This is a genomic window from Elusimicrobiota bacterium, from assembly GCA_041660925.1.
Lineage (GTDB): Bacteria > Elusimicrobiota > Elusimicrobia > UBA1565 > UBA1565 > JBAZUV01.
The window spans coordinates 181695-204925 of sequence record JBAZVI010000006.1 but is presented as its reverse complement, the minus strand read 5'-3'; the positions used below and the strand labels follow the sequence as shown (position 1 = coordinate 204925).

General features: G+C 70.5%; 18 protein-coding genes. 14 read left to right on the top strand and 4 right to left on the bottom strand.

The genetic code is table 11. From position 1 onward, the window contains the following. Positions 1–39 precede the first annotated feature (39 nt). The 4 genes from WC969_10140 to mtgA are packed head-to-tail and all read left to right on the top strand — an operon-like array spanning position 40 to position 4392. Entirely contained in the window at positions 40–1236 is a 1197-nt protein-coding gene (locus WC969_10140; GenBank protein ID MFA6030203.1) for a class I SAM-dependent rRNA methyltransferase, read from the top strand. Beyond that, positions 1233–3281 carry an AAA domain-containing protein gene (locus WC969_10135; GenBank protein ID MFA6030202.1) on the top strand — a complete coding sequence of 683 codons (2049 nt, stop codon included), beginning with the start codon at positions 1233–1235 and terminating at the stop codon, positions 3279–3281. The genes WC969_10140 and WC969_10135 overlap by 4 nt, the downstream gene beginning before the upstream one ends. Further along, positions 3278–3670, top strand: coding sequence for a hypothetical protein (locus WC969_10130; GenBank protein MFA6030201.1), 393 nt, complete (start codon positions 3278–3280; stop codon positions 3668–3670). The genes WC969_10135 and WC969_10130 overlap by 4 nt, the downstream gene beginning before the upstream one ends. After that, entirely contained in the window at positions 3664–4392 is a 729-nt protein-coding gene (gene mtgA / locus WC969_10125; protein ID MFA6030200.1) for a monofunctional biosynthetic peptidoglycan transglycosylase, read from the top strand. The genes WC969_10130 and mtgA overlap by 7 nt, the downstream gene beginning before the upstream one ends. Before the next feature lie 118 nt (positions 4393–4510). On the opposite strand, the gene WC969_10120 is transcribed toward mtgA, so the two are convergent. The 3 genes from WC969_10120 to WC969_10110 all read right to left on the bottom strand — a co-directional run bounded on the left by WC969_10120 (position 4511) and on the right by WC969_10110 (position 8802). After that, on the bottom strand, positions 4511–5626 hold the full coding sequence (locus tag WC969_10120) for a hypothetical protein (GenBank protein MFA6030199.1): 1116 nt from the start codon (positions 5624–5626) through the stop codon (positions 4511–4513). A gap of 185 nt (positions 5627–5811) precedes the next feature. Beyond that, positions 5812–6036, bottom strand: coding sequence for a hypothetical protein (locus WC969_10115; GenBank protein ID MFA6030198.1), 225 nt, complete (start codon positions 6034–6036; stop codon positions 5812–5814). A 105-nt stretch (positions 6037–6141) separates the two neighbouring features. Next, entirely contained in the window at positions 6142–8802 is a 2661-nt protein-coding gene (locus WC969_10110) for a hypothetical protein (protein ID MFA6030197.1), read from the bottom strand. A 162-nt stretch (positions 8803–8964) separates the two neighbouring features. On the opposite strand from WC969_10110, the gene WC969_10105 reads away from it, so the two are divergent. The 10 genes from WC969_10105 (at position 8965) to WC969_10060 (ending at position 22277) form a co-directional block, all read left to right on the top strand. Continuing rightward, entirely contained in the window at positions 8965–9798 is an 834-nt protein-coding gene (locus tag WC969_10105) for a hypothetical protein (protein ID MFA6030196.1), read from the top strand. Positions 9799–10054: 256 nt separating this feature from the next. Next, positions 10055–11254, top strand: coding sequence for a S8 family peptidase (locus WC969_10100; protein MFA6030195.1), 1200 nt, complete (start codon positions 10055–10057; stop codon positions 11252–11254). 90 nt (positions 11255–11344) lie between these two features. Beyond that, positions 11345–13153, top strand: coding sequence for a phosphatidylserine/phosphatidylglycerophosphate/cardiolipin synthase family protein (locus WC969_10095; protein ID MFA6030194.1), 1809 nt, complete (start codon positions 11345–11347; stop codon positions 13151–13153). Positions 13154–13231: 78 nt separating this feature from the next. Then, positions 13232–13891 carry a TIGR00153 family protein gene (locus tag WC969_10090; protein MFA6030193.1) on the top strand — a complete coding sequence of 220 codons (660 nt, stop codon included), beginning with the start codon at positions 13232–13234 and terminating at the stop codon, positions 13889–13891. Continuing rightward, a complete protein-coding gene (locus tag WC969_10085) occupies positions 13891–16356 on the top strand; it encodes an AAA family ATPase (GenBank protein MFA6030192.1) in 2466 nt (821 codons plus the stop codon). The genes WC969_10090 and WC969_10085 overlap by 1 nt, the downstream gene beginning before the upstream one ends. Continuing rightward, positions 16353–16787: a thioredoxin family protein gene (locus tag WC969_10080; protein ID MFA6030191.1), complete on the top strand. Its 435-nt coding sequence runs from the start codon at positions 16353–16355 to the stop codon at positions 16785–16787. Before WC969_10085 ends, WC969_10080 begins: the two co-directional genes overlap by 4 nt. Then, on the top strand, positions 16787–19693 hold the full coding sequence (locus WC969_10075) for a hypothetical protein (protein MFA6030190.1): 2907 nt from the start codon (positions 16787–16789) through the stop codon (positions 19691–19693). Before WC969_10080 ends, WC969_10075 begins: the two co-directional genes overlap by 1 nt. 40 nt (positions 19694–19733) lie before the next feature. After that, positions 19734–20633 carry a U32 family peptidase gene (locus WC969_10070; protein ID MFA6030189.1) on the top strand — a complete coding sequence of 300 codons (900 nt, stop codon included), beginning with the start codon at positions 19734–19736 and terminating at the stop codon, positions 20631–20633. Continuing rightward, positions 20602–21294: a hypothetical protein gene (locus tag WC969_10065; protein MFA6030188.1), complete on the top strand. Its 693-nt coding sequence runs from the start codon at positions 20602–20604 to the stop codon at positions 21292–21294. The genes WC969_10070 and WC969_10065 overlap by 32 nt, the downstream gene beginning before the upstream one ends. A 125-nt stretch (positions 21295–21419) precedes the next feature. Next, the gene (locus tag WC969_10060; protein ID MFA6030187.1) at positions 21420–22277 is read left to right on the top strand and encodes a lytic transglycosylase domain-containing protein; all 858 of its coding nucleotides are present in this window, start codon (positions 21420–21422) and stop codon (positions 22275–22277) included. A 285-nt stretch (positions 22278–22562) separates the two neighbouring features. On the opposite strand, the gene WC969_10055 is transcribed toward WC969_10060, so the two are convergent. Next, positions 22563–23174 (bottom strand): hypothetical protein, encoded by a 612-nt coding sequence (locus tag WC969_10055; GenBank protein ID MFA6030186.1) that lies wholly within the window; start codon positions 23172–23174, stop codon positions 22563–22565. Positions 23175–23231 lie beyond the last annotated feature (57 nt).

Genomic DNA, 23231 nt, shown 5'->3' with positions numbered 1-23231 from the left:
CGGTCGCAGCCGCGCCAGCACCCATCGGGGAGGACGTCCATGAACGCCGAAGCCCAGCCGCTCACGCTCAAGCTCAAGCCGCGCGAGGAGGACCGGATCTTCGGCGGACACCTCTGGGTGTTCTCCAACGAGCTCCAGGCGGTGCCGAAGACCGAACCCGGCGTCGAAGCCGAGCTCGTCACCGCGGGAGGCCGCCGGCTCGGTCGCGGCTTCTACAACCCGCACAGCCTCATCGCCTTCCGCTTCCTGACCCGGCGCGAGGAGGCCTTCGACGCCGACTTCTTCCGCGGGCGGCTCGAGCGCGCCCTGGCCCTGCGCCGCCGGCTCATGCCCGGCGGGGAGTCCTTCCGGCTCTGCTTCGGGGAGTCGGACGGGCTGCCGGGCCTCGTGGCCGACAAGTTCGGCGAGTATCTCGTGCTGCAGGTGCTCTCGGCCGGGATGGACCGCTGCCTGCCGCAGGTCCTCGAGGCCCTCGAGGGGCTGCTGCACCCGAAAGGGATCCTGCTCAAGAACGACCATCCGTCCCGCGCTCTCGAAGGCCTCAAGGCCGAGGTCCGCGTCGTCGCCGGAGAGGTCCCCGAGAAGACCGTCATCGAAGCGGACGGGCTCAAGTACGCGGTGACCCTCAGCGGGTCCTCTCAGAAGACCGGCTTCTACTTCGACCAGCGGGAGAACCGGCTCTTCCTCTCCCCGTACCTCAAGGACCGGGTCGTGCTCGACCTGCACTGCTTCACCGGGGCGTTCGCGCTGAGCGCGGCCCGCGCGGGGGCGAAGAAGGTCCTCGGCCTCGACAGCTCGGGTCCGGCCATCGAGCTCGCCCGCGAGAACGCGGCGCTCAACGGCCTCGAAGGGACCTGCTCGTTCGACGAGGGGGACGCGGAGGGGGTGCTCGCGAACTTCGCCATCGGAGGACAGGCGCTGAAGCCCGACGTCGTCCTCGTCGACCCTCCGAGCTTCGTGCGCTCGCGCAAGCATCTGTCCTCCGCCCTGCGCGCCTACACCCGGCTCAACGCCGCGGCGCTCAAGTGCCTCTCGTCGGGCGGGCTGCTCGCGACGAGCACCTGCTCGCACCACGTCACGCGCGAGTTCTTCCTGGAGATGCTGCGCGGAGCCGCCGCCAAGGCCGCGCGGCCCTGCCGGCTCATCGCCCTGCGCGGACAGGGGGGGGATCACCCGGTGCTCCTCTCCATGCCGGAGACCGAATACCTGAACTTCGCGCTGCTCGAGGTTCTTTGAGCGAAGACGCCCGGGACCCGGGCGACTGGGTCCCCGAGACTCCCGAGATCGCGGAGCTCCTCGAGGTCGCCGAGCGCGAGGGGATGGCGCGCCGGGAGACCCACGAGGCGGTCTACGACCGTCCGCTCGAGGACCGCGTCGCCGCCGGGCTCGCCGTCGACGGCCTCCGCTACGAGGGGGAGTCGCGCGAGCGGGGCGAGCCGATGCGCGTGTTCAGCGCCCCGAGCAACGAGTCCCGGTTCCGTCCCGGCGCGCGCCTGCGCCTGAGCCACGGAGACCCCCGCCGTCCCGTCGCCCGCTTCGAGCTGGTCCACGACCGCCGCGACGCGTCGGGCTACCGCTTCGTCCTCTCGGGAAGCGTGGAGGACCCCGCCGTCCTCGAGTCCTCCGAGCCCTGGGTGCTCGACGAGGACGTCTTCGACCTCCTCGACCTCCAGCGCGAGATCCTGCGCTGCGCCGAGCGCGTCGGCCTCGACGCCTGGCTCTCCGGAGGGGAGTCCGAGGAGGAGCCTCCCGCGGGTGGGCCCTCCTCCCCGTACGCCGAGGGGCTCGAGGAGAGCGCCCGCGCGGCCTTCTCCTGCGCCCTCGGCTGCCGCGCGTGGGCCGCGGTGCAGGGGCCGCCCGGGACCGGCAAGACGCACCTGCTCGCGCGCCTCGCGCTCCACCTCGCGCGGGAGGAGGGCGCGCGGGTCCTCGTGACCGCCGTCTCTCACCAGGCCATCCACAACGCGCTCGGGGAGGTCTTCTGGACCGCGCGCCGTCTGCGCGCGGAGCACCCCGGCCTCGAGGAGTTCATCGGGGAGTCCCTCTTCAAGCTCGGCGCCTCGCGCGGCCACAACGAGGGCCTGCCGGAAGGCGTGCGCCCCGCCCTGCGGCTGCCCAAGCGCCCGGGAGGGCTCATCGCGGGCGCGACGGTCTACGCCGCCGCCCAGCAGGCCTCCGACCTTTCCGCGGGGCGTCCGCCCTACGACGTCGTCCTCTTCGACGAGGCGGGGCAGGCCCCGCTCGGGCTCGCCCTCGGCGCGCGCCTGCTCGGCCGGCGGACGGTCTTCATCGGCGACGACGCCCAGCTTCCGCCGGTGGTGGAATCCTCGTCGTACGACGGGGACGAGCCGCCGCCGCGGGTCTCCGTGATGTCTCATCTGCGCCGCCGCTACGGCGACCCGCCCATGCTCGCGCGCACCCGGCGCCTGAACCGGGAGCTCTGTTCGGTCGTCAGCGACCTCTTCTACGGCGGACGCCTCGAGCCGACCGCCGAGGCCGCCCCCCGCGTCCTGACGCTCGGGCGGCGTCCGGCGCCGGGCTTCGACGAGGTCCTGCGGCCGGAGAACGCGCTCGTCTTCGTGGACGTCCCGCACGAGGAGTGCCGCTCCGTCTCCGAGAAGGAGGCGCTGTGGGCCGCCGCGCTCGCGCGCGAGGCCGCGCGCTGCGGGCTGCCGCCCGAGGGGATCGGGATCATCGCGCCCTACCGCGCGCAGTGCAACCGCGTGCGCTTCCTGCTCGAGGGGACGCGCACGCTCTGCGCGACGGTCGAACGCTTCCAGGGACAGGAGCGCGAGATGGTCGTGCTCTCCCTGACGAGCTCGAAGCCGGCCTACCTCGCGCGTCTCGCCGGCTTCCTCTTCGATCCCAACCGCCTCAACGTCGCCCTCAGCCGCGCGCGCACGAAGGTCGTCGTGCTCGGCGCGCGCAAGGCCCTCTCCCTCGCGGTCGAGGGCGCCGAGGCCGACGCGCCCTACGCCGCGGGCCTGCGCGTCTTCCAACGCCTCCTCGAGCGCGCGAAAGCGGTGGACGGCTCCCGCCTCCCGGCCGCGCCGAAGGAGGCGCCCGCGCCGGAGGCCGCGCCTCCCGCCGGGAGCCCGGCCGCCTTCGAGCCCGGGGAAGGGGTCGAGCACGGCCGTCACGGCCGGGGCATCGTCCTGCGCCGCTCGCTCCAGCTCGTCGACGGAGAGGAGGAGTGGGTCCTCGAGGTCCGCTTCGGGGACGGCGGGACGCGCAGCATCCTCCCGCGCCTCTGCGACCCGCCGTTGAGGAAGACGACGTGAGGGTCTATCTCGTCGACGGCTCCAACGCGGTCCGCCGGGGCGGCTACGACCCCCGCTTCCCCGAGATGGAGGACGCGCGGACCGAGGAGTGGGTGTCCCGCATCGACCGTCTCGCCGGGGCCTCCGCGGGACGCATCCGCGTCGAGGTCTTCTTCGACGGGCCGCGCCGCCCGCTCGGCGTGCGGGTCGACGCGGTCCAGGTGCGCTTCCCCATGAGCGGCTCGGCCGACGACATGATCCTCGGCTCGGTCCGGGTCCTCGCCCGCGAGGGCCGGGGAGCCGTCGTCGTCACGGAGGACGGGGGCCTCGCCGACGACGTGCGGCGCGAGGGAGCGCGGACCCTCGGCTTCGCGGATTTCGAGGCGCGCCTGAGGACGGGGCGATGCTGAGGGGCTCCTCGATGACCGCACGGACGCTCGCCGCCGCCGCGCTCTCCCTGCTCGCCTGCGCCGCCGCTTGCGTCGGCTACTGGGCCTGGCTGCCCGACGTCTCCGCCCTGCGCGTCGAAAATCCCCGCACGACGAAGTACACGGAGCTCTACGTCCGGCGCATGCTGCGCCAGGGGGGGCGCCCGGAGTATTCGATGCGGTGGGTCCCGCTCGAGGACATCTCCCCGTACCTGCGCAGCGCCGTGCTCGTCGCGGAGGACGACCGCTTCTACACGCATCGCGGCGTGGACTGGGACGCGCTCAAGCAGGCGGCGAGCTACAACCTCAAGCGCCGGCGCCTGGCCCGCGGGGCGAGCACCATCACCCAGCAGGTCGCGCGCAACCTCTTCCTCTCTCCCCGGCGAAGTCCGGCCCGCAAGTTCAAGGAGCTCCTCATCGCCCGGCACCTGGACCGCTCCATCGAGAAGGAGCGCATCCTCGAGATCTACCTCAACATCGTGGAGTGGGGGGAGGGGATCTTCGGCGCCGAAGCGGCGAGCCAGGCCTACTTCGAGAAGCACGCCTCCGAGCTCACCGCGGAGGAGGCCGTGGCCCTCGTCGTGGCCCTGCCGAGTCCTTACCGGCTCAACCCGAGCCGCGAACCCGACCCCGTCACTCTCCGGAAGATCGACGTCTACCTGCGCCGCATGCGCGAGTACCGGATCCCTAAAGCCCCGCACTGACGTTCGGCGCATACCCTTCCCTACTGCCTCCCCCCGAGGGGGAGGGTTGGGTGGGGGGCTTTGGCCAAGGCTGGCCCCCACCCTGCCCTCCCCGCGGGGGAGGACAATGCGGAAGGGCTCATCTTCCTGTGAACGGGTCTTCCCTCATGAGTCCATCCAGACGCTCCCTCAGCTCCGGCGGGACCAGCACGGACGCATCCGGTCCCGGGAGACGCTCCTTCTTTCCCGTCAGGCCGCGGATCTCCTTCAGGAGAGCGGCCGCGGCGACCGAATCGGAGGCGCAGCCGCCGAGGGCTTCCGTGTCGTAGGAGTGGGAGACGCGCAGGGGTATTCGCTCCCCCGCCCACGCCCGCAGCCGGTCCTCGATGCCGGAGAGGTGCTCGGCTCCGACGCTGACGGCCAGGGGCTTCCCCTCGGCCGCGGCCCGGCAGTACAGGTCGATGGCGTTGTCTCCCATGTCCCGGTCGCGCAGGGAGGAGAGGACCGTCGCCGCCGAGCGGCTCATGCTCTTGCGGTAGAGGAAAGAGAACACGAGGTTCTCCTCATACGGCGCAAGGGGGGAGGAGAGCCCCATGGCGGGAAGGAACTTCTCGTTGGCCAGCGCGACGAACGCCGCGTTGTTCGCGCTCGCGAAGGCCAGCAGGGTCGAGGCGGGGATGTTCTCCGCCTCCTTCGGCCAGTCCTCGCAGCGCTCCAGCCCGGAGGAGAGGAACGGCGGGGCTCCCGCGCCCAGAGCCGCGCGCGCGTCCTCCCAGGCGCGCTTCGCGTACGGGTTTCCCTTCAGTCCCCGGCAGTAGGCCGAGAACTCCGAGCCCCATTGCGAGCGGTCACGCTCCTGAGGCCGGTCGTCCTGGAAGAAGCCGATGAGGGTGTAGCTGCGCACGAGCGCGTACGCGAAGGGGGAATCGACGCCGTAGAGGCGCGAGGACTCCCCGTAGGGGACGCCGTAGGCGGCGTGGGTCTCCCGGAGGTCCCACGGCATGACGGCCTTCGTCCCGCCGGACTCGAGCCCCGCGTAGAGCCTCCCCGCGGCGCTCTCCTGCGCCAGCGCCTGGCGGACCTTCTTCGAACTCTGCGCCTTGTGGCACTCCCCGATCAGGTAGAGGGGGGGCGGTCGGCGCAGCTCGTCCGCGGAGCAATGGGCGCGTCCGGATTCCTTCACGGGGTAGTCGATCCAGAGCGCGGAGGCCGGGGAGGCCGCGGCGGCCAGGAGGAGGGCGCACAAGGTCTTCATCCTCGTGAGTATACGGCGGAGCGGACGCGGGGGCAGGGGCATCCCGGGTCTCCCGCCCGCGGCAAGGGGCCTATCCCGGACGGTGACGGATCGAAGGGCTTGCGTCGACTCCCGGTTCTCACGGGGAGAGGAAAAAGAGAAGCCCCGGGGGCTCGCGTCCCCGGGGCTTCCTTCGAGGAAAGGACTTACTTCTTGACCGGAGCGGCAGGGGCCGGAGCGGCGGCCGGGGCGGCGGTGGGGGCGGCCGGAGCGGGCGTCGTCGCGACCTGCTCGACAGCGGGCTGCTCGGTCACGGCGGCTTCCTGCTTCTTGCAGGCGGCGGCCAGCATGAGCGCGATCAGCGGCAGTGCGAAGTAGACCTTCGTCATTTTATTGTTCTCTCCCTTCTGGATTTGGCCGGTTGCGGCCATGCGTCGAGGATATCTTTTTCGGGAGCGCCTCTTCAAATCCTCCGTCGGAAAAAGAACCGCCCGGGAGGCTTTCGCCTCCCGGGCGGCCGTGCGATGACGCGGGACTCAGTTCCTCTCGAGCTCGCGGAACCAGTTCTCGATGGCCTTGGTCACCGGAGCGACCTTGGCCTGCGGACCGTCGATGACGAGCAGGAAGTCCGACTCCAGCAGGCCCTTGTACTCCTTCAGGCTGTAGGTGATGCCGTCCTGCTGGTCGAGGAACTTCGACAGCTCGCGCTTGACGCGCCCGCGCAGCAGGGCGCCGACCGTGAAGGTCAGCTTCGCCCGGACCTGCGAGGGGTCGGTCTCGACCCCGGCGGCCAGGAGTCCCGCCGGCGCCTTCGCGGCGGGGACGGTCTGGCTCGCCCGCAGGTTCGCGACCCGCAGGTTCGTCAGCGCCTTCGCGGTGCGCTTCACGCCCTTGAGCATGTCGCCCCACGGGTCGCCCCACGGGTCGTTCGACTCGATCGGGTCCGGTCCGTCGTTGTCGATGACGACGAGCGGGCCGGCCGAGCCGGGCTTCTTCAGCGTGAGGCCGTGCGCCTTCGCGGCGGCCGCGATGAGGTCGAAGTGCGGCGCGACGCCGTCGGCATTCACGTCGCGCATGAGGATGTTCTGGATCGCCTGCGGGATGTCGCGGGCGCTGGCCAGGATGGCCGGGATGACGAGCGCGGTCGCGAGCGCGGCGCCCTGCGCCTCGCCCATGGCCGCGACCATGCCCGCGCGGAGCTTCCACGCGAAGCCCATGAAGGCCTGGCCCTGCGCGTGCACCTCGTCGCGGCTGCGGTACTGGTACTTGTTCTCGCCGTGGCGGATGTAGTCGGGCTGCTGCTGCCTCAGGAAGCCGCGGCCGATGACGGGCTGGTTCGTGATGTACATCGCGAACGCGTCGCCCCAGCCCTCGCTCAGACCCCCGTTCGGGATCCCGCCGTGGGCCATGTCGTCGATGTAGTGCCCGTACTCGTGCATGGAGACGTCGTTGTACGAGGAGTTCGAGCAGTTGACGCTGGACTTGAAGAAGTTCAGGCTCGGGTTATACGGCGTGTAGTACGCGTTGCACTCGTCGTCGATGTTCGTGTAGACGGGAAGCGCGCGCTTCATCGCCTCGAGGTCCACGCCCTGCTTGATCAGCCAGTCGTGCACCATCGTGATGTGGGAGTAGGCGTTGACCTGCGCGAGGTCCTCCTCCGCGGCGCCGGTCGGGTTGAAGACCGCGCGGAGCTTCTCCCCCGGCTTGGCCACGACGGTGACCGTGAGGTTCTGGCCCGAGCGGTTGGAGACGGTCGTGAAGCGGCCGCTGAGGCGGACCGTCAGCTGCACGGGCTGGTCGCCGACGCCTTCGACGGTGAAGTAGCCGTTCTCGTCGGCGTAGAAGGTCTTGCCGTCGGCGGTCTTGATCTCGATGTGGCCCAGGGGAAGGACGTCGGGCTCGACGCCCGTCTTCATGGGACCGTCCTTGACTCCCCGGCCGACGACTTCTCCGGGGACCGGGACCTTCGTCCCGGAGGGCTGCGTCCCGTCGGCTTCGACGTGCACGCGCGGGTCCCAGGCGAAGGACTCTCCGGTGTTGATGTCGACGGCGACGAGCAGCGAGAGGCTCTTCGACTGCTTGAGCGACACGGTGCGCCAGACGCCCTGGACCTGCATGACCTTCACGCCCAGGTCGAGGAGGTCTTCGGCGGCGTTGGGCAGGTTGCCGAGGCGCTTGGAGGCCTTCTCGAGGATGGCCTGCTCGTCGAGCTTGCCTTCGGTGTCGACGGCCACTTTCGGGAACAGCTGGGCGGCGGTGTGGATGATGACGGCCTTCCCGCCGATGAACTTCACGGTGAAGGTGAGGAACGAGCCTTCCATCGGGACGTTGTTGAGCTGCTGGCGGAAGCTGACGTAGACGGTGTCGGTGAGGCCGGCCTGCCCCGCGACCTTCTGGGCGAGGATCGTGTAGAGGTCGTCGGCCGTGACCCCGCCGAAGCGGGCCGGGTCCGCGGCGATGAGCTTCCGCAGGGCCGCTTCGACGCCGGCGGCGTCCTTCGGGCTGCCGGGCAGCGCGAGCGTGTCGGCGGCGTTCGTCGTGAAGATGCGCGCGAGGAGCGAGCGCTGCTGGCCGGGGAGCGAGGAACGGTCGATGCGCACGCCCTTCGACGGCATGCTCGGGCGCTGGTCCAGCGGGATCCCGTTGACCTCGGTGGGCTCCTCGGAGGGGAGGATGCCCTGGCCGCGGACGCGGCCGCCGACGAACAGCTCGGAGGTCTTCTCTCCCCGGAGGGCGCGGATGACGCGGGCGATGATGCCGCGGCCGGCCTTCTCCTGCGCGACGGCCTGCTCTTCCGCGGCCGCCGGGGCCGCGGGGGCGACGACGACGGGAGCGGCCTTCACGGCGGCGGCCTGCACGGGCGCGGTCTTCGCGGCCTCGGCGGGCAGAACCTGGATGGCGGCGCTCTGCGCGGCGACCGGGACGGCGGACGGAGCCGCGGTCGGCAGCGCGCGGACGCTCTGGCCGACGAGGGTCGGGAGGGCGAGGGGGAGCGCGGCGTTCGATCCGCCGACGATGCTGAGGCCCGTCGGCAGGGCGACCGGCCGGACGACGCCCGCGGCTCCGGTGACGACCGGGACGGCGGCGGTCCGGCCCGCGGCGACGACGACCTGCGCGAAAGCCTGCGGCGTGGTGCCGGCAAGCAGCGCGAGGGTCGTCGCGAGCGCGAGGACCTTCGAGGACAGCGTTCTCTTCATATCTCTCCGTGTGTCGGTGCGGAATCCTTATCGCTATACTAACCCGGAGTCCCGAATCCCCTGTGGGCCCTTGGGTCCTCTGCGGGAAGTTATTGCGCCCACTTCGTCCTGGGACCGGGGGCCCACGATGCTAAGCGTCGACTTAACAGCTAGAATCAAGCCGTGAAGAGGCTTCTCTGCGCGCTCGCGCTCTCCCTCGTCCTCGCGGCGCCCGTGCGCGCCGCCGGACCGTTCCAGCCCCTGCTCGGACAGTCGCTCGTCCCGGGGAGCTTCAAGAGCGGACACCCGCAGTCGGGCTTCCTGCGGGTGGGACGCTTCTCCGAGAACCGCTCGGGACCCGCCGCGCGCCCCGACGGCAGCGGCGTCGCGGCCAACCTCTATCAGCTCGCCCTGCAGGACGCCCTCGCGGAAGGACGCGCCGCCTGGCTCGGCGACGCCCTGTTCCTCACGGACGCCGGCCACGGGCTCTGGCGTCTGAGCTCGCTCGACTATCTGCTCGGCGCCGCCGTGCAGGACGAGGCGTTCCGCCTCCAGGTCGACCGCGAGGAGGCCCTGCCGCTCGACCGCGGCGGCTCGGGCTTCCGGGTCTGGGACCTGCGCGCCTCCCTGCGCATGGCGCAGGCGCCCGGGAAGGGGGGGGAGGCCGCCGCCGCGAAGAGCGGCGCCTATCCTCTGCGCGCCGCGCTGACGCTCGGCTGGTACTTCAAGAACGCGGGCTACCCCTCGCGGCCGGACGGCACGGGGAAGGCGTTCCTGCGCTACGCGGCGGAGGCGGAAGCGGCCCTCTCCGGCGGGCGCCTCCTGTTCTCCGCGGGCGCCCAGTTCCTCACCGACGACCACCGGCGCCGCTACTCTCCCGCGTCCGCAGCGCTTTCCCTGGGCGCGGGGACCTCCCTCCAGGGGCTCGAGCTCTGGGCGACGCGCGAGGAGCGGCGCGTCCTCGACGGCCCCGGCTACGACTCCTGCTGGCTCTTCTCCCTTCGCGCTCCTTTCTGAAGCGCCCGAGGGCGCTTCAGAAAGGAGCGCGTGTGGTCCTCCCGCCTGCTACATAAAGGAATAAAGGAACGATCGCCGCTTGCCGCGAGCCCGTTGCGGGCCCCGCCTTCATCGCCGGCGGGGACCGCAACATCCTAGGCCCTCGGACCTGAATCCGTGCGGGACTCCTAGCACCTGACGGAGGTAGGTCTTCGGGGCAATGTATGGAGGACTTCCGGGCAACCGGGAACTTCCGGAGAAGCAAAAGGAGGCGGTCATGCGGATCCTCATCACTCTCGTCCTCGCGCTCTGCGGTGCGGCGGCCCAGGCCCAAACGAATCCAGCCAAGGCTCCGGCGCGGCTCATCGTCGCGTTCCAGGAAGACGTCGAGAAGGCCGCGCGCGAGGGCATCCTCAGCGGCTACGGCATGAAGGCGGTCGACGAGCTCGGCGCCTTCAACGCCGTCGTCGCCGAGGCTCCCGGCGGGAAGTACCACCCCTCCGCGATGCGCCTCATGGCGAATCCCAAGGTCCTGCTGGTGGAAGAGGACTTCACGACGAACTGGATCAAGGGGACGATGCCCAGCTTCCAGGCGACGCCGATGCCTGCGCTCCACGAGGTCATGGCCTCCCTGCCCACGTTCGTGAAGACGGACGGGACCGACGGGGAGATCCCGTGGGGCATCGCCCGCGTGAAGGCCCCCGAGGCCTGGGCGACGACCGAGGGCGCGGGCGTGAAGGTCGCGGTCATCGACACGGGCATCGACTGCACGCATCCGGACGTCGCGGCCAACTGCGCCGGCGGCGTGAACTACGTCGACTCGAAGAAGCCCCCGATGGACGACAACAGCCACGGCACCCACGTCTCCGGCACCATCGGCGCGGTGCGCGACGGCAAGGGCGTCGTCGGCGTCGCGCCGAAGGTCCGCCTCTACGCCGTGAAGGTGCTCGACGCCGAGGGCAGCGGCTCGCTGACCGGCATCATCAAGGGCCTCGTCTGGGCGGCCAACAACGGCATGCAGGTCGCGAACCTCTCGCTCGGCGCGCCGATGGGCAGCACCTTCATGCGCCTCGCGGTGACCTACGCGAAGATGCGCGGGGTCGCCCTCATGTGCGCGGCCGGCAACGACAGCGGTTCGGTGAACTATCCGGCGGCCTACAACGGCGCGATCGCCATCGCGGCGCTCGACTCCAAGGACAAGATCGCGTACTTCTCCAGCCGCGGGCCCGAGGTCAAGTTCATCGCCCCGGGCGTGGACGTGCTCTCCTCGGTGCCCGGCGGCGGCTACGACAAGTACTCCGGCACCTCGATGGCCACGCCGCACATGGCGGGCCTGGCGGCCCTGGCGGTCGCCCGGGGCGCGAAGGGCTATGACGGCGTGCTCGCGGCGCTGAAGAAGGCCGCCGAGCCCGTCGCCGGTCTTCAGCCGACCGAGCAGGGCTTCGGCGTCATCAATGCCGCGAAGCTCGTGAAATAGAACGAACGCATATAGGTAATAGGTTTCAGGCCGCGCGTGGGTCCACGGACCCCTGCGCGGCCTGAACTCTATGCATACACTCTCATTATAATGATGCGCTCCCTCCTCTCCGCGCTCCTTTTCCTGCAGTCCGCTCCGGCCTTCGCCCAGACGGTCGTGGGCCAGGTCCCTCTCTCCGCCTCCGCGCCCGCCGTGGCCCCCGTCGCCGTCGTTCCCGGCGCAGGCGGCGCCGGCACCGTGCTGCAGCCGTCGGCCCTCGCCGTCGGAGGGCTGCCCACGCTGGGCTCCGCGCCCGTCCCTTCGGCGGGCCATAGCGCCGAAGGGACGGTGAGAGCGGAGTCTTCGTCTGCGCACGGGAGCGCATACGGGGCGGTGCGAGAGGAGAACGACCCGCGCACCGACGCCCGGCGCGCCGCCCCGACGGCCGCGTCGGTTTCCGGAGTCGCGGGCGTTCCCGTCCGCGCGGCGGCCTCCTTCGCGGAGGAGTCCTCCCTCGCGGCGGGCACGGACAAGGTGGTCTCCTCCGTCCGGGAGGCCGTCGCCTCCGAGGGCCGCGAGGGCGCCGCGCACGCGGCACTCAGCGCACGGTTCGACGGGGCCGCGGACAAGGCCGCGGCGGCGTTCTCCGGCGCGGTCCCTGCGGCGGGCCAGAGCGCCGCAGGGACGGTGCGAGAGGAGAACGGCCCGCGCACCGGAGAGCACGCCCCGCCGGTCCCGGGCCTGCCCGAGACCGTCGTCTTCAACGGGCACCGCTTCGCGCCCGCCCAGTTCACCGACGAAGGCGCCGGCCGCATGAGCGCCAAGCTCATCGAGGCCCTCGACGCGGCCAAGGAGACGATGGAGCTCGCGCTGCTCGAGCTGATGCACCGCGAGCTCCTCGAGGCCGTGCTGCGCGCCAAGGAGCGCGGCGTGAAGGTCCGCATCGTCGTCGACGCGACCCATATGTACCCGTCCAAACCCGGGCAGACGCGCGCCGAAGAGCTCCAGCGCCTCATCGACGCGGGCTTCGACATCCGCGTCCTGCGCGGCGGCAAGGAGCACGGACTCATGCACAACAAGTTCGCCCTCCTCGACGGGAAGCTCGTCTGGTCCGGCTCCGCGAACTGGTCGCGGGCCGCCGACAAGCTCCACCAGGAGAACGTCACCTACACCTCCGACGCGCACCGCATCGGCGGCTTCCAGGGCTCCTTCGACTGGATGTGGGGCCTGGGCCGCCCGGTCGGCGAGGAGCCCGGCGCCGCGCGAGGGACGCCGCCGAGCGACCCGACGCGCCCCGTGAGCTTCAACGGGGCGAAGCTCCCCGCGTACGTCTTCGCCCCCGGCGTCGAGACCGAGGAGCGCCTCCTCGAGGCCATCTCCGCCTCCCGCGTCTCCATCGACGTGGCGATGTTCAGCTGCACCTCCGCGCGACTGCGCGAGGCCCTCCTCGCGGCGCGCCAGCGCGGGGTGCGCGTGCGCATCGTCTTCGACGCGGTCCAGTACTCCCATCTTTTCGACATGGCCTGGTTCTACAAGAACGGCTTCGACGTGCGCATCGCGGTCGGCCTCGTGCCCGAAAAGGGCGCGATGCACAACAAGTTCGTCGTCTTCGACGGGGTCATGGTCCAGACCGGCTCCTACAACTGGACCGAGAACGCGAAGTTCAACAACTTCGAGAACGCCCAGTTCTTCGCGGATCCCGGGATGGCCGCCGCCTACGCCGCCTACTTCGACCGCGTGCGCGCTCGCGGTCGCCAGGTCACCGAGGCCGATGCCGCGCAGCGTCCGGCGCTCCCCGCGCCGCAGGGGCGGCCGTCGCTGACCGGTCCGGGGGAGCAGCCGAAGCTCCCTGCGGGCCGCACCGGGCACGAGCGGCGGGGCGCCGAGCGCCCCGGAAAAGACCGGCGTCACGGCCGCTGAGGCCTCCGGCGCCTCCGGCGTCTTGAAAAGCCCTCCAAGAACGGATATTTTTACATTGCGCCCATAAGGAGAACCTCTATGACCCGATCCATCGGCGGGATGTTCGGCCGTTCCATGTTCGCCCCGGTCCTCGAGCACGTGGACAAGGCGATGGACTGCATGGAGTCCCTCAAAGAACTCATGCGGCGCTTCGTCGAGCGCGATTATGACGCGCTCAAGACCATCTCCCAGCGCATCGCGAAGCTCGAGCACGACGCGGACGTCATCAAGGAGGAGTTCCGCGACAGCTTCTCCAAGAGCCTCTTCGCCGTCGTCAACCGCTCGGAGATGCTCGTCCTCATCAAGGCCCAGGACGGGATCAGCGACGAGTGCGAGGACATCGCGAAGCTCATGTCGGTGCGCGAGACCGCCCTCACCGAGGAGCTCAAGGTCGTGCTCCTCGAGCTCACGGAGAAGGTCTACGAGGCCGTGAAGTCCCTGCGCGACGTCGAGGACTACATCGAGCGCTCGACGGGCGCCGACCCTGAGAAGGTCGAGGAGATGCTCAAGGTCATCCACGTCAAGGAGTGGGAGGCCGACCAGCTCCAGCTGCGCTTCACCAAGATCCTCTTCGAGCAGGAGAAGCAGCTCGACGTCGTCTCGCTCTTCCTCCTGCGCGACCTCATCCACATGGTCGGCAAGATCGCCAACCACGCGGAGAACGTCGGCGACTCCATCCGCCGCATCGTGGTGCGCTGATGAAGCCCCTCAAGCCCGCGCAGCTGCGCCGCGTCTTCGACCCCTCCAAGTTCGGACTGAAGAGCACCGACAAGCACACTCCGCTCGAGGAGATCATCGGGCAGGAGCGCGCCGTCTCGGCGATGCAGTTCGGTCTGGCCATCCGCGAGCCCGGCTTCAACATCTTCGTGGCGGGCCCTCCCGGCGTCGGCAAGATGACCGTCGTGCGCGCCTTCCTCGAGGAGATCGCCGGGCGTCAGCCCACGCCGCCGGACTGGTGCTACGTGCACGATTTCGAGGACTCCTATCAGCCCAAGCGGCTCTCCCTGCCGGCGGGGCGCGGCAAGGGGCTCCAGAAGGACATGCGGGCCCTCGTCGCCCATGTACGGCAGGCCGTCCCGCGCATCTTCGACAACGACGAGTACAACTCCCGGCGCGACGAGATCCTCAAGTCCTACAACCGCCAGAAGCAGAAGGTGCAGGAGCGGGTCGGGGAGCGCGCCGAGACCCAGGGCTTCGAGCTCCAGCCGACGCCCATGGGCGTGGCGCTGGTGCCCCTGAAGGACGGCAAGCGCCTCTCGGATGCCGAGATCGCCGCGCTGCCCGCCGCCGAGCGCGACGCGCTGCTCAAGCGCCGCGACGGGCTCCAGGAGTACCTCAAGCGCGCCTTCAAGGAGCTGCGCGAGATCGAGCGCTCCTCCCAGACGAGCCTGCGCGACTTCGACACCCGGGTCGTACTGCACGTCGTGGGCGGGCTCTTCGACGATCTGCTCGACAAGAACAAGGACCTGCCCCCGGTCGTCGAGTACCTGCAGGCCGCGCGCAAGGACATCCTCGACAACATCGAGATCTTCAAGGGGAGCGAGGGCGGCGAGTCCGCGGAGGGTCCCTCCGAACCCGCGACCACTCCGTGGGCGCGCGAGCTTCCTTTCCGGCGCTACATGGTCAACGTCGTCGACGACAACTCGGCGACCCGCGGGGCCCCGGTCGTCGTCGAGCGCAACCCCACCTTCGGGAACCTCGTCGGGCGCATCGAGAAGGAGACGCACATCGGCACGCTGCACACCGACGCCACCCTCATCAAGGGGGGGGCGCTGCATCAGGCCAACGGCGGCTACCTCGTTTTGCCGGTCGAGGACGTCCTCAAGAACACGATGAGCTGGGACGCGCTGAAGCGGGCCCTGCGCACCGGCGAGGTCGAGATCGAGGACCTCTCCGACCGGCTCGGCTACGTCTCGACGAAGTCCCTGCGCCCGCAGCCCATCCCGCTCGACGTGAAGGTCGTCCTCGTCGGCCAGAGCTCCTTCTTCTCGCTCCTGCACTCCTATGACGAGGAGTTCTCCGAGCTCTTCAAGGTGAAGGCCGACTTCGACGTCTGGATGGACGCCACCGACGCCAACGTCGGCAAGTTCGCCTCCTACCTCGGGACGCTCTGCCGCCGCGACAAGCTCCGCCACCTCGAGCCCGGCGCCGTCGCCAAGCTCCTCGAGCAGGCGGCGCGTCTCGCCGAGGACCAGAGCAAGCTCTCCATCTACTTCGGCTCGCTCGCCGACGTCGTGCGCGAGGCCAATCACTGGGCGGCGCGCGACAAGAAGGAGCTCATCGGCGCCGCCCACGTGCAGCGGGCCGTCGAAGAGCAGGTCTACCGCTCGAACCTCATCGAGACCCACCTGCGCGAGATGATCGCGCGGGGCACCCTGCTCATGAGCGTGCGGGGGGAGGCCGTCGGACAGGTCAACGGCCTCGCCGTCATCGGCTACGGCGACCGCTCCTTCGGGCGCCCCAGCCGCATCACCGCGACGGTCGGCCCCGGCCGCGAGGGGATCCTGAACATCGAGCGCGAGGTCGAGCTGAGCGGCCCCATCCATTCGAAGGGCGTGCTCATCCTCGCCGGCTGCCTACAGAACCGCTTCGGACAGACGCACCCCGTCTCCCTGACCGCCCGCCTCGCCTTCGAGCAGAGCTACGACGGCATCGACGGGGACAGCGCGTCCTCGACCGAGTTCTACGCGCTGCTCTCCGCGCTCTCGGGCATCCCCCTGCGCCAGGGCATCGCCGTGACCGGCTCGGTCAACCAGCTCGGCCAGGTCCAGGCCATCGGCGGGGTCAACGAGAAGATCGAGGGCTTCTTCGACGTCTGCAAGGTCCTCGGCCTCGACGGCTCCCAGGGGGTCATGGTCCCGGAGAGCAACCTGCGCAGCCTCATGCTCCGCGAGGACATCGTGTCGGCGTCACGCGCCGGGAAGTTCCACGTCTGGACGGTCTCCACCGTCGAGCAGGGCATCGAGGTCCTCACCGGGAAGCCCGCGGGCGTCCGCGGGAAGGACGGGAGCTTCCCCAAGGGGAGCGTCTACGCCCTCGTCGAGGAGCGGCTCAAGTCCCATGCGGAGGCCCTGCGCGAGGTCCCCAACGCGGCCGCGACGCCCGCCGCCAAGGCACCCAAGCCCGCCGTACGCAAAGTCCCCGGGAAGAAGCCGCGCCGATGAGGCGGACCCTGCTCGCCGCGCTCCTGCTCGCCCCGGCGGCCGCCGGGGCGACCGGCGTGCTCGGCACCTACAGCTCCGCCCTCTTCTCCTCCCAGCAGGGGAAGGACGGGTACACGGTCATCCAGTTCCACTCCGAGGACTGCAGCGTCTGCCCGCGCCAGGAGACCATGCTCGACCGGCTCGCGCGCGACCCGGCCTGGCAGAACGTCCTCTTCCTCCAGGCCCGCTACGAGAAGGAGGAGGAACTTCGCCGGACCTACGGGGTGGACGCCCTCTCCACGCTGCTCTTCTTCCGCGGCAAGCGCCTCATCGGACGCTCGGCCGGCCTCTACACCGACGAGGAACTGCGCTCCTTCTTCCTGCGCTCCCAGCGCCAGGACCGCGGACGTCCGAAGTCCCGGCCCGAACGCCGCTTCCTTCCCCGCCGCTGATGCCCGGACGAGCGCTCCTGCTGGCTGCCGCGCTCGCGGCGGTCCTGTCGGCTTTCGCGGCCGCGGAGCATCCTTCGTTCTCCTCTCCCGAAGGCGCGGCGGGGGAGGGGGCCCCCGTCCTCTCGAGCGCCGCCGTCGCATTCGCGCCGGTCCTCCCGGACGACCGGGGCGCCGCGGCCGTTCCTCCGGAACCCCGCATCCATCTGGCCTTCTTCACGAGCCCCCAGCCGAGCATGCACCTGCCGTCGCTGGGCGCGCTCGAACGCCTCCTGCGCGAGCGCACGACGGGCTATGCGCTCGTGCGCTCCGACACGCTCCTCTGCCATCACAACTCCGGGACCTACCATTTCCGTCTTCCCGCCGGCCCCGCGCCCATGGGCCCGGCCGCAGGCGCCGACGCGACGCTCTCCACCGCCGCCGTGGCGGTCTATGAGACGTCCGACGACCTCGTCGCCGTGCTCGGCGAGGACTCCGCGCTCGCGGGGACGCTCGAGACCTTCATCCGCGACCCGCTCACCTACGACCCTCCCTCCGAACGCGTCCTCGAGCGCCGGCGCGCGGAGCTCCAGATGGCGACGATGGAGGGAGGCGAGCGGCTCCTCACCCTCCAGCTCGAGCCGGAGGGCCGCGCCGGTTCCTCACAGTGGAGGAGCTCCGCGGTCCTCCTCGCCGTCCTCCGGCACGAAGGGCGCGAGCGGACCGTCGCCTTCATCGCCAAGAGCATACGGGGAGAGGGCCGCGTCGCGGCCGCGGTCGCGGAGCTGCGGCGCCGCCACGGGGACGGAGTCCTGGTCTTCAGCCGCTACGGCGCTTATCCGCCTTCCGACGGGCCGGACGCCGCCGGCACCCCGGAGCGCCTCGAGCGCATGGGCGTGAGCGCGGTCGTGCCGGCCGAGCCGGACCTGCGCCGCATCGACGAGATCGAGGCCTTCCATTCGGCCCGGCCGAAGGGCTTGCGCTTCCTCGCCGCGAACCTCGTCTATTCGACCGCCCCGGAGCGCGGTCCTCTGCCGGCCTCGGCGGCCTATGAGCGCGAGGGGGCGAGGATCTGCGTCATCGGCCTCACCCGGGCGCAATGGGCCGACGCGCTTCCGGCGCGGGCCGCGAAGGCCCTGCGCATCATCGACCCCCTCGCGGCCGCCCGGCGCGAGGTCGCTCGCGTGCGCGAGGGCTGCGACCTCGTCGTCGCGCTCACGAACCTGACGCTCGCCGAGAACGCGGGGCTCACCGCGCTGCCCGGGGTGGACCTCGTGCTCGCCGACCCGCGCTACGAGAGCTCGCTCGGAGTCCCGGACGTCGCCGAGGCGATCGACTCCGAGCGCTCTCCCTGGGACCCTCCTCTCTACGCCGCCCGCGCCGGGGCGGCCACGCTCTCGCACCTCGCGCTCGCCTACCGCCGGCTCGGAGACCGCCGCCGCGCGCTGCGCGTGCGGGAAGACTACCGCCCTCTCGACGAGACCCTCACCGACGCGCCCGGCTACCCGGAGTTCGACCTCGGGGCCTTCGGCATCACGACGGACACGGGAGCGGCCCTGCTGCCCTCCGTGCGCTCGCTCTACCCGGAGGCGCTGGGCCTGCCCGAGCTGCGAAAGCGCGACTTCTGGACCCTCGCCGCGACCCTCGCCGCCGCCGACGCCGGCGCCGAGGCCGCGCTCCTCCCCGTCTTCCCGGTCATGACGGTGACGGCGGGCGACTTCACCGAGGCGATGGTGGCGTCTTGGCTCGAGCGTCCCGACCGGCTCGTCGCCCTCGAGCTGCCGGGGGACGCGCTCAGCGAACTCGTCGCCCAGGTCCGCGCGCAGGAAGCCCGGGAGAAGTCCCATGACGCCGCGCCCCCGGAGCTGCTGCGCGCGGCCCTCGGCGGGGTCGAGGGGGGGCGCATCCACGGGGAGCCCGTCGACGCCGGCTCCTCCTACCGCGTCGTCGTCACCGAGCTCCTGCTCTCCCGCCAGGAGCAGTACCCCGCGCTCAAGAAGGCCCGCCGACCCGAGCCGCTGGGACCCCTGCGCGAGACGGTCCTCGCGGCCCTGCGCCGCGCCGCCGCCGGGAGCTGGGGCCCCGAGCGCTACCGCGCCCTGCTCGCGGGGAGGCCTCCCCGCGAGGACGCTCTCTGGAGGGTGAACTTCCGCGACGTGAGCGCGAACCTCTCCAACACCAAGGTCGTCCGCGACGAGGCGTTCAACCGCGTCTCGAACTCGCGCATCCAGGGCTACGACGAGTTCCTGCTGGGAGCGGCGCTCAAGGTGGACGCCGAACGCCGCGACGAGAGCTACCGCTGGGGGAACACCCTCGAGGCGGAGTACGCGCGCTCGCGCCTGCGCCCGCCGAACCAGCCCCCCGTCGTCAACGTCACGACCAACCGCCTCCTCATGCGCACCGTCGGCACGCGCAGCCTGCTCTCGTTCCCCTGGCACTGGCTCGCGGAGTCGCTGGGCCCCTCGGTCGGCCTCCAGTACGACGGAGAGCTCGAGAAGACCCCCGGCCTGCGCCGCAAGCAGGTCTACTCGCTCTTCCCCGGCGTCGAGATGTTCGGCGGGAGCTGGATGAAGTCGGTCTCCCTGGGCGCGAACCTCAAGCGGGACCTCTCCCGGGACTCGGCCAACAACCAGTACGGTCTGCGCGGACGCGCGCTGCTGTCGCATCCCCTCGGCGCGGGCACGCTGACCGGCGAGCTCTGGTCGAACTACTTCGTGCGCACGCGCGAGGACAGCGACCAGGACCTGCTCTTCGAAGGCGACCTCAACGTGAAGCTCCGCATCCCGGTCTTCCGGCAGACCTGGGTCGCGCCTTTCATCGATTTCTACTTCTTCGGCCTCAAGACGCTCCCTCTCAAGGGCTACAGCGCGATGACCGGCGTCTCCATCGGCTTCTCCCGCCTTTGGAAGCCCCAATACGAGCGGTTCTGAGAGGGGCTGCGCCCATGCTATTATTTAGGGGCGAGGGAGCATGAAGAAAGTCCGAAAGCGCATGGGCCTCACCGTCGGCGTCCGCAACCACCGGGAAGCCGAGTACTTCCTCACGCGCGGGGCCGACGAGGTCTACTGCGGCATCCCCCAGGTGCCCAACCACGGCGTGAAGGCCGAGAACTACGGCTCGCTCTCGGACATCCACCGCACCATCGACGTCGCCCACTCCCTGGGGAAGAAGGCCTTCCTCGTGGCCAACGACATCTTCCCGCATAAGGACTTCCCGAAGGCCGCGCGGACCGCCGCCGCCCTCGTGGAGCGCGGCATCGACGGGGTCATCGTCCGGGACATGGCCATCCTGGACTACTTCCGCAGGAAGGGGCTGCGGACCCATTTCACCCTCAGCACCCTCGCCCTCTGCTTCAACAGCGGCTCGCTCGCCTTCTTCCGGGAGCGGGGCATCTCGCGGATCGTCCTGCCCCAGCAGCTCACCCCCGAGGAGGCCGCGCCGCTCTTCAAGGACCGCGGGGGCGTCGAGATCGAGATCTTCTGCCTGCCGCTCTTCTACGAGGTGAACCTCAACCCGCTCTGCTCCATGTGGTGTCCCTGCGGCCAGGAGATCGTGCCGGGCAAGGCGCCGCGTCCCTTCACCTGCCAGTCCGACCTGATGCGCCCGGGGGGGGAGACCTACCGGATGCCGATGCCGGACACGCGCTGGCTGCTGTCCACGCTCTACGACCTCTATCATCTCGGCGCCGACATGATGAAGGTCGCGCGAGGGCCCAACATCCAGGAAGTCATCGAAGTCTTCAACAAGACGGTCTACATCGTGAAGCTGCTGGAGAAGGGGATCACGAAGGACCTGTTCCTCTACGAAGGCGCGCGCGCGGCGATGCAGGCCCAGAACTATGGAAAGAACTATATCTTTAGCTCCCTCTGAGCTCCGCCTCGTCACGGCCGAGCGGCTGAAGGGCTACGACGCCGTCTACCTCGGCGGGGAGTTCTGCGAGAACAAGCTGCCCTCCCCCGCCGACTACAAGCGGCTCGCCGCCCTCTTCCCGGGCCGCGTCGTCACCGTCACCTCCATCCTGAGCGAACGGGGTCTTGAGAGGGCCTCGGACCTCCTCGAGCGGCACCTGGGCCGGCAGAAGGACTTCGAGATCGTGGTCAACGACTGGGGGCTCCTGCGCATGCTGCAGCGGAAGTACCGCGGACGGGCCCGCCCCGTGCTGGGCCGGCTCATCGTCTGGGAGATCGCCCGCATGGACAAGGCCTTCCTCAACGCCTTCTGCCGGGAGTACGGCATCGCAGGGGCGGAGGCCGACTGTGAGGACGTGCTCAAGAAGCTCTCCGGCTTCAAGGGAGCGGTCCATTACCACGCGCCCTGGCGCTTCCGTTCGACCTCGCGCTACTGCCCGCACATGAAGGCGTTCAACTCCGCTCCCTGCACGCGCGCCTGCGCCGCCCCGGTCCGGCTGAAGAACCCGAAGGTCCTCGGCGAGGACCTCTACATGATCGGGAACGCGTATTTCACCCCGAACCGGCCGGTGAAGAACCGCCTCGTCCGCCGCACCGTGGAAGCGTTCGTCCGGGAACGCTGACCCCCGCCTTCCGACGAGGATTTGTAATCGCGGCGTCCGCTGCGATATAATCCCCGACCTTTCCGTTCCGCGTGGAACGGGATCCCGCCGAGTCGAGCCCCTCTGGATTCATCATGGATGGAGACATGCGTCGAACCGCGTTCGTCCTCTGCCTGCCGGCGTTCCTCGCCCCCGCGCTCCTCGCGCGGGCGGAGAGCGGCGCCGCGTCCGCGCCGCCGCTCCTGGGCGCCGCCGCCGCGTTCTACGACGGGGGGGGCGCCGTCCGCGCGTCCCAGCTCCCTCGCATGTTCGACCGCGCCGAAGCGCGCGCGGACCTGAACGGGGCGGCGGGCGTCGACATCCGGCTCGGGGTCATCGGCCCCCGTCCGATCGGGGGCGCCGAGCGTCTGCGGCGCTTCGAGGAGACGGAGCGGCCGCTCCTCGTCGACCTGCCGACCCTCCCGCCTCCTCCCGAGTACCAGCGGACCTTCCGCCGACTGGAGGCGCGTCCAAAGAAGACCGACCGCTACAACGAGCTGATCCTCCGCTACGCGGACCGCTACGGGCTCGACCCTCGCCTGGTCAAAGCGGTCATCGCCGCCGAGTCCGAGTTCTATCGGAAAGCGGTCTCACCGGCCGGAGCGCTGGGCCTGATGCAGCTCATGCCCCGCACGGCCCGGGAGATGGGGGTCTCCCGGGGGATGCTCTTCGACCCCGAGAGCAACATCCGGGCCGGCGCCGCCTACCTTGCGCAGCTGTTCTCCCGGGTCCTGCGCGCCGAGCGGGTCCGCTGCACGGCGGCCCTGCGGGCGCCGATGTGGGTGGTCCAGCGCGTGCTGGCCGCGTACAACGCGGGGCCGCGCTTCCTGTACCGCGAGCGCTGTCCCCGGCAGATCCGCGACTACATCCGGAAGGTCCTTCTCTATTATCGGTCCAAGGTCTCGGAGTTCGCCACCGAGATGGGCGACTGGATATCGCGCGCGAGCGAGGAGCGGACCGTTTAGGAGACGTTATTCCTTATTGCCTCCCCTGCGGGGGAGGTATTCGTACGCGGCGGCATGGTCCGCCGCACCTTACGCGGGGGTAACAGCCGTCCCGGGACGCGCAAGCGTCCCGACGGCGCCATAGGGGGCGGAGCCCCCTTGGGGAGCACCCGAGCGAGCAAACTCCCTCTCTCGCGAGGGCTTCAGCCCCGCGCTTTTGCGCGGGGTGCGACAGAGGGGGGGGACACTACAATCTAGGAGGCCCGCTTCGGCGGGCCTTCTGTTTTCTCTCTCAATAGGGAAAGCCTAGTGGGACCCCTGATGGAAGCGTAGGGAACCTAGGAAGTCCCCTAATGGGTCGGTCCCGGGTTCGACGCGGGCGGTCTCGGGGAGGGTGAACTCGAGGAGGAAGGCGTCGCCTCCCCGGCGGAAGCAGAAGATCCTCCACGCGACCTTGCCGCTCTCGTAGCTCCGGAGCACGCGCACTTCCCGCCCGTCGAAGCCTCCGATGCGCGCGGGGCGCACCTCGAGGTCCGAGGCCCCGGGAGCGCGGCGCAGGGCGTCGACGACCTTCGATTCCACGAAGCCGGCGAAGGGCTGCCCCTTCATCGGGACGACGCGCAGGCGCAGGCCCGGGCCCTCGTCGGCGGCGGCGAGCGCGCGCCGCGCGAGGGTCAGCACGGTGCCCGGCCCCGGTCCCTGCTGGGTGACGATGAAGCCGGCGGGAGGGCGGCAGGTGAACGCGTAGAGCGCGTTGGAGCAGGCGGCGTCGACGGCGCGCGCGGGCGGTCTCGGCGGCGCCGGCGGCGGGGTCGCGCAGGCGGCCGCCAGGGACAGTCCGAAAAACGCGGGGACTCCCCATCGTCTGAAAGGAGCGGGGGAATCCCGTCGTCCCGCGTTTTTCGGGGGAGGCTTCATTAAGTCATCCCAGTCGCCGGGAACAGCTTCCCCGAGACTGCCGCGGGAATTCTCGTA

What these genes read in the sequence shown, in the direction of transcription:
- WC969_10140 (MFA6030203.1), top strand. Translation starts at nt 40, where the DNA reads ATGAACGCCGAAGCCCAGCCGCTCACGCTCAAGCTCAAGCCGCGCGAG.
- mtgA (MFA6030200.1), top strand. Translation starts at nt 3,664, where the DNA reads ATGCTGAGGGGCTCCTCGATGACCGCACGGACGCTCGCCGCCGCCGCG.
- WC969_10120 (MFA6030199.1), bottom strand. Translation starts at nt 5,626, where the DNA reads ATGAAGACCTTGTGCGCCCTCCTCCTGGCCGCCGCGGCCTCCCCGGCC.
- WC969_10115 (MFA6030198.1), bottom strand. Translation starts at nt 6,036, where the DNA reads ATGGCCGCAACCGGCCAAATCCAGAAGGGAGAGAACAATAAAATGACG.
- WC969_10110 (MFA6030197.1), bottom strand. Translation starts at nt 8,802, where the DNA reads ATGAAGAGAACGCTGTCCTCGAAGGTCCTCGCGCTCGCGACGACCCTC.
- WC969_10100 (MFA6030195.1), top strand. Translation starts at nt 10,055, where the DNA reads ATGCGGATCCTCATCACTCTCGTCCTCGCGCTCTGCGGTGCGGCGGCC.
- WC969_10095 (MFA6030194.1), top strand. Translation starts at nt 11,345, where the DNA reads ATGATGCGCTCCCTCCTCTCCGCGCTCCTTTTCCTGCAGTCCGCTCCG.
- WC969_10090 (MFA6030193.1), top strand. Translation starts at nt 13,232, where the DNA reads ATGACCCGATCCATCGGCGGGATGTTCGGCCGTTCCATGTTCGCCCCG.
- WC969_10085 (MFA6030192.1), top strand. Translation starts at nt 13,891, where the DNA reads ATGAAGCCCCTCAAGCCCGCGCAGCTGCGCCGCGTCTTCGACCCCTCC.
- WC969_10080 (MFA6030191.1), top strand. Translation starts at nt 16,353, where the DNA reads ATGAGGCGGACCCTGCTCGCCGCGCTCCTGCTCGCCCCGGCGGCCGCC.
- WC969_10075 (MFA6030190.1), top strand. Translation starts at nt 16,787, where the DNA reads ATGCCCGGACGAGCGCTCCTGCTGGCTGCCGCGCTCGCGGCGGTCCTG.
- WC969_10070 (MFA6030189.1), top strand. Translation starts at nt 19,734, where the DNA reads ATGAAGAAAGTCCGAAAGCGCATGGGCCTCACCGTCGGCGTCCGCAAC.
- WC969_10065 (MFA6030188.1), top strand. Translation starts at nt 20,602, where the DNA reads ATGGAAAGAACTATATCTTTAGCTCCCTCTGAGCTCCGCCTCGTCACG.
- WC969_10060 (MFA6030187.1), top strand. Translation starts at nt 21,420, where the DNA reads ATGCGTCGAACCGCGTTCGTCCTCTGCCTGCCGGCGTTCCTCGCCCCC.
- WC969_10055 (MFA6030186.1), bottom strand. Translation starts at nt 23,174, where the DNA reads ATGAAGCCTCCCCCGAAAAACGCGGGACGACGGGATTCCCCCGCTCCT.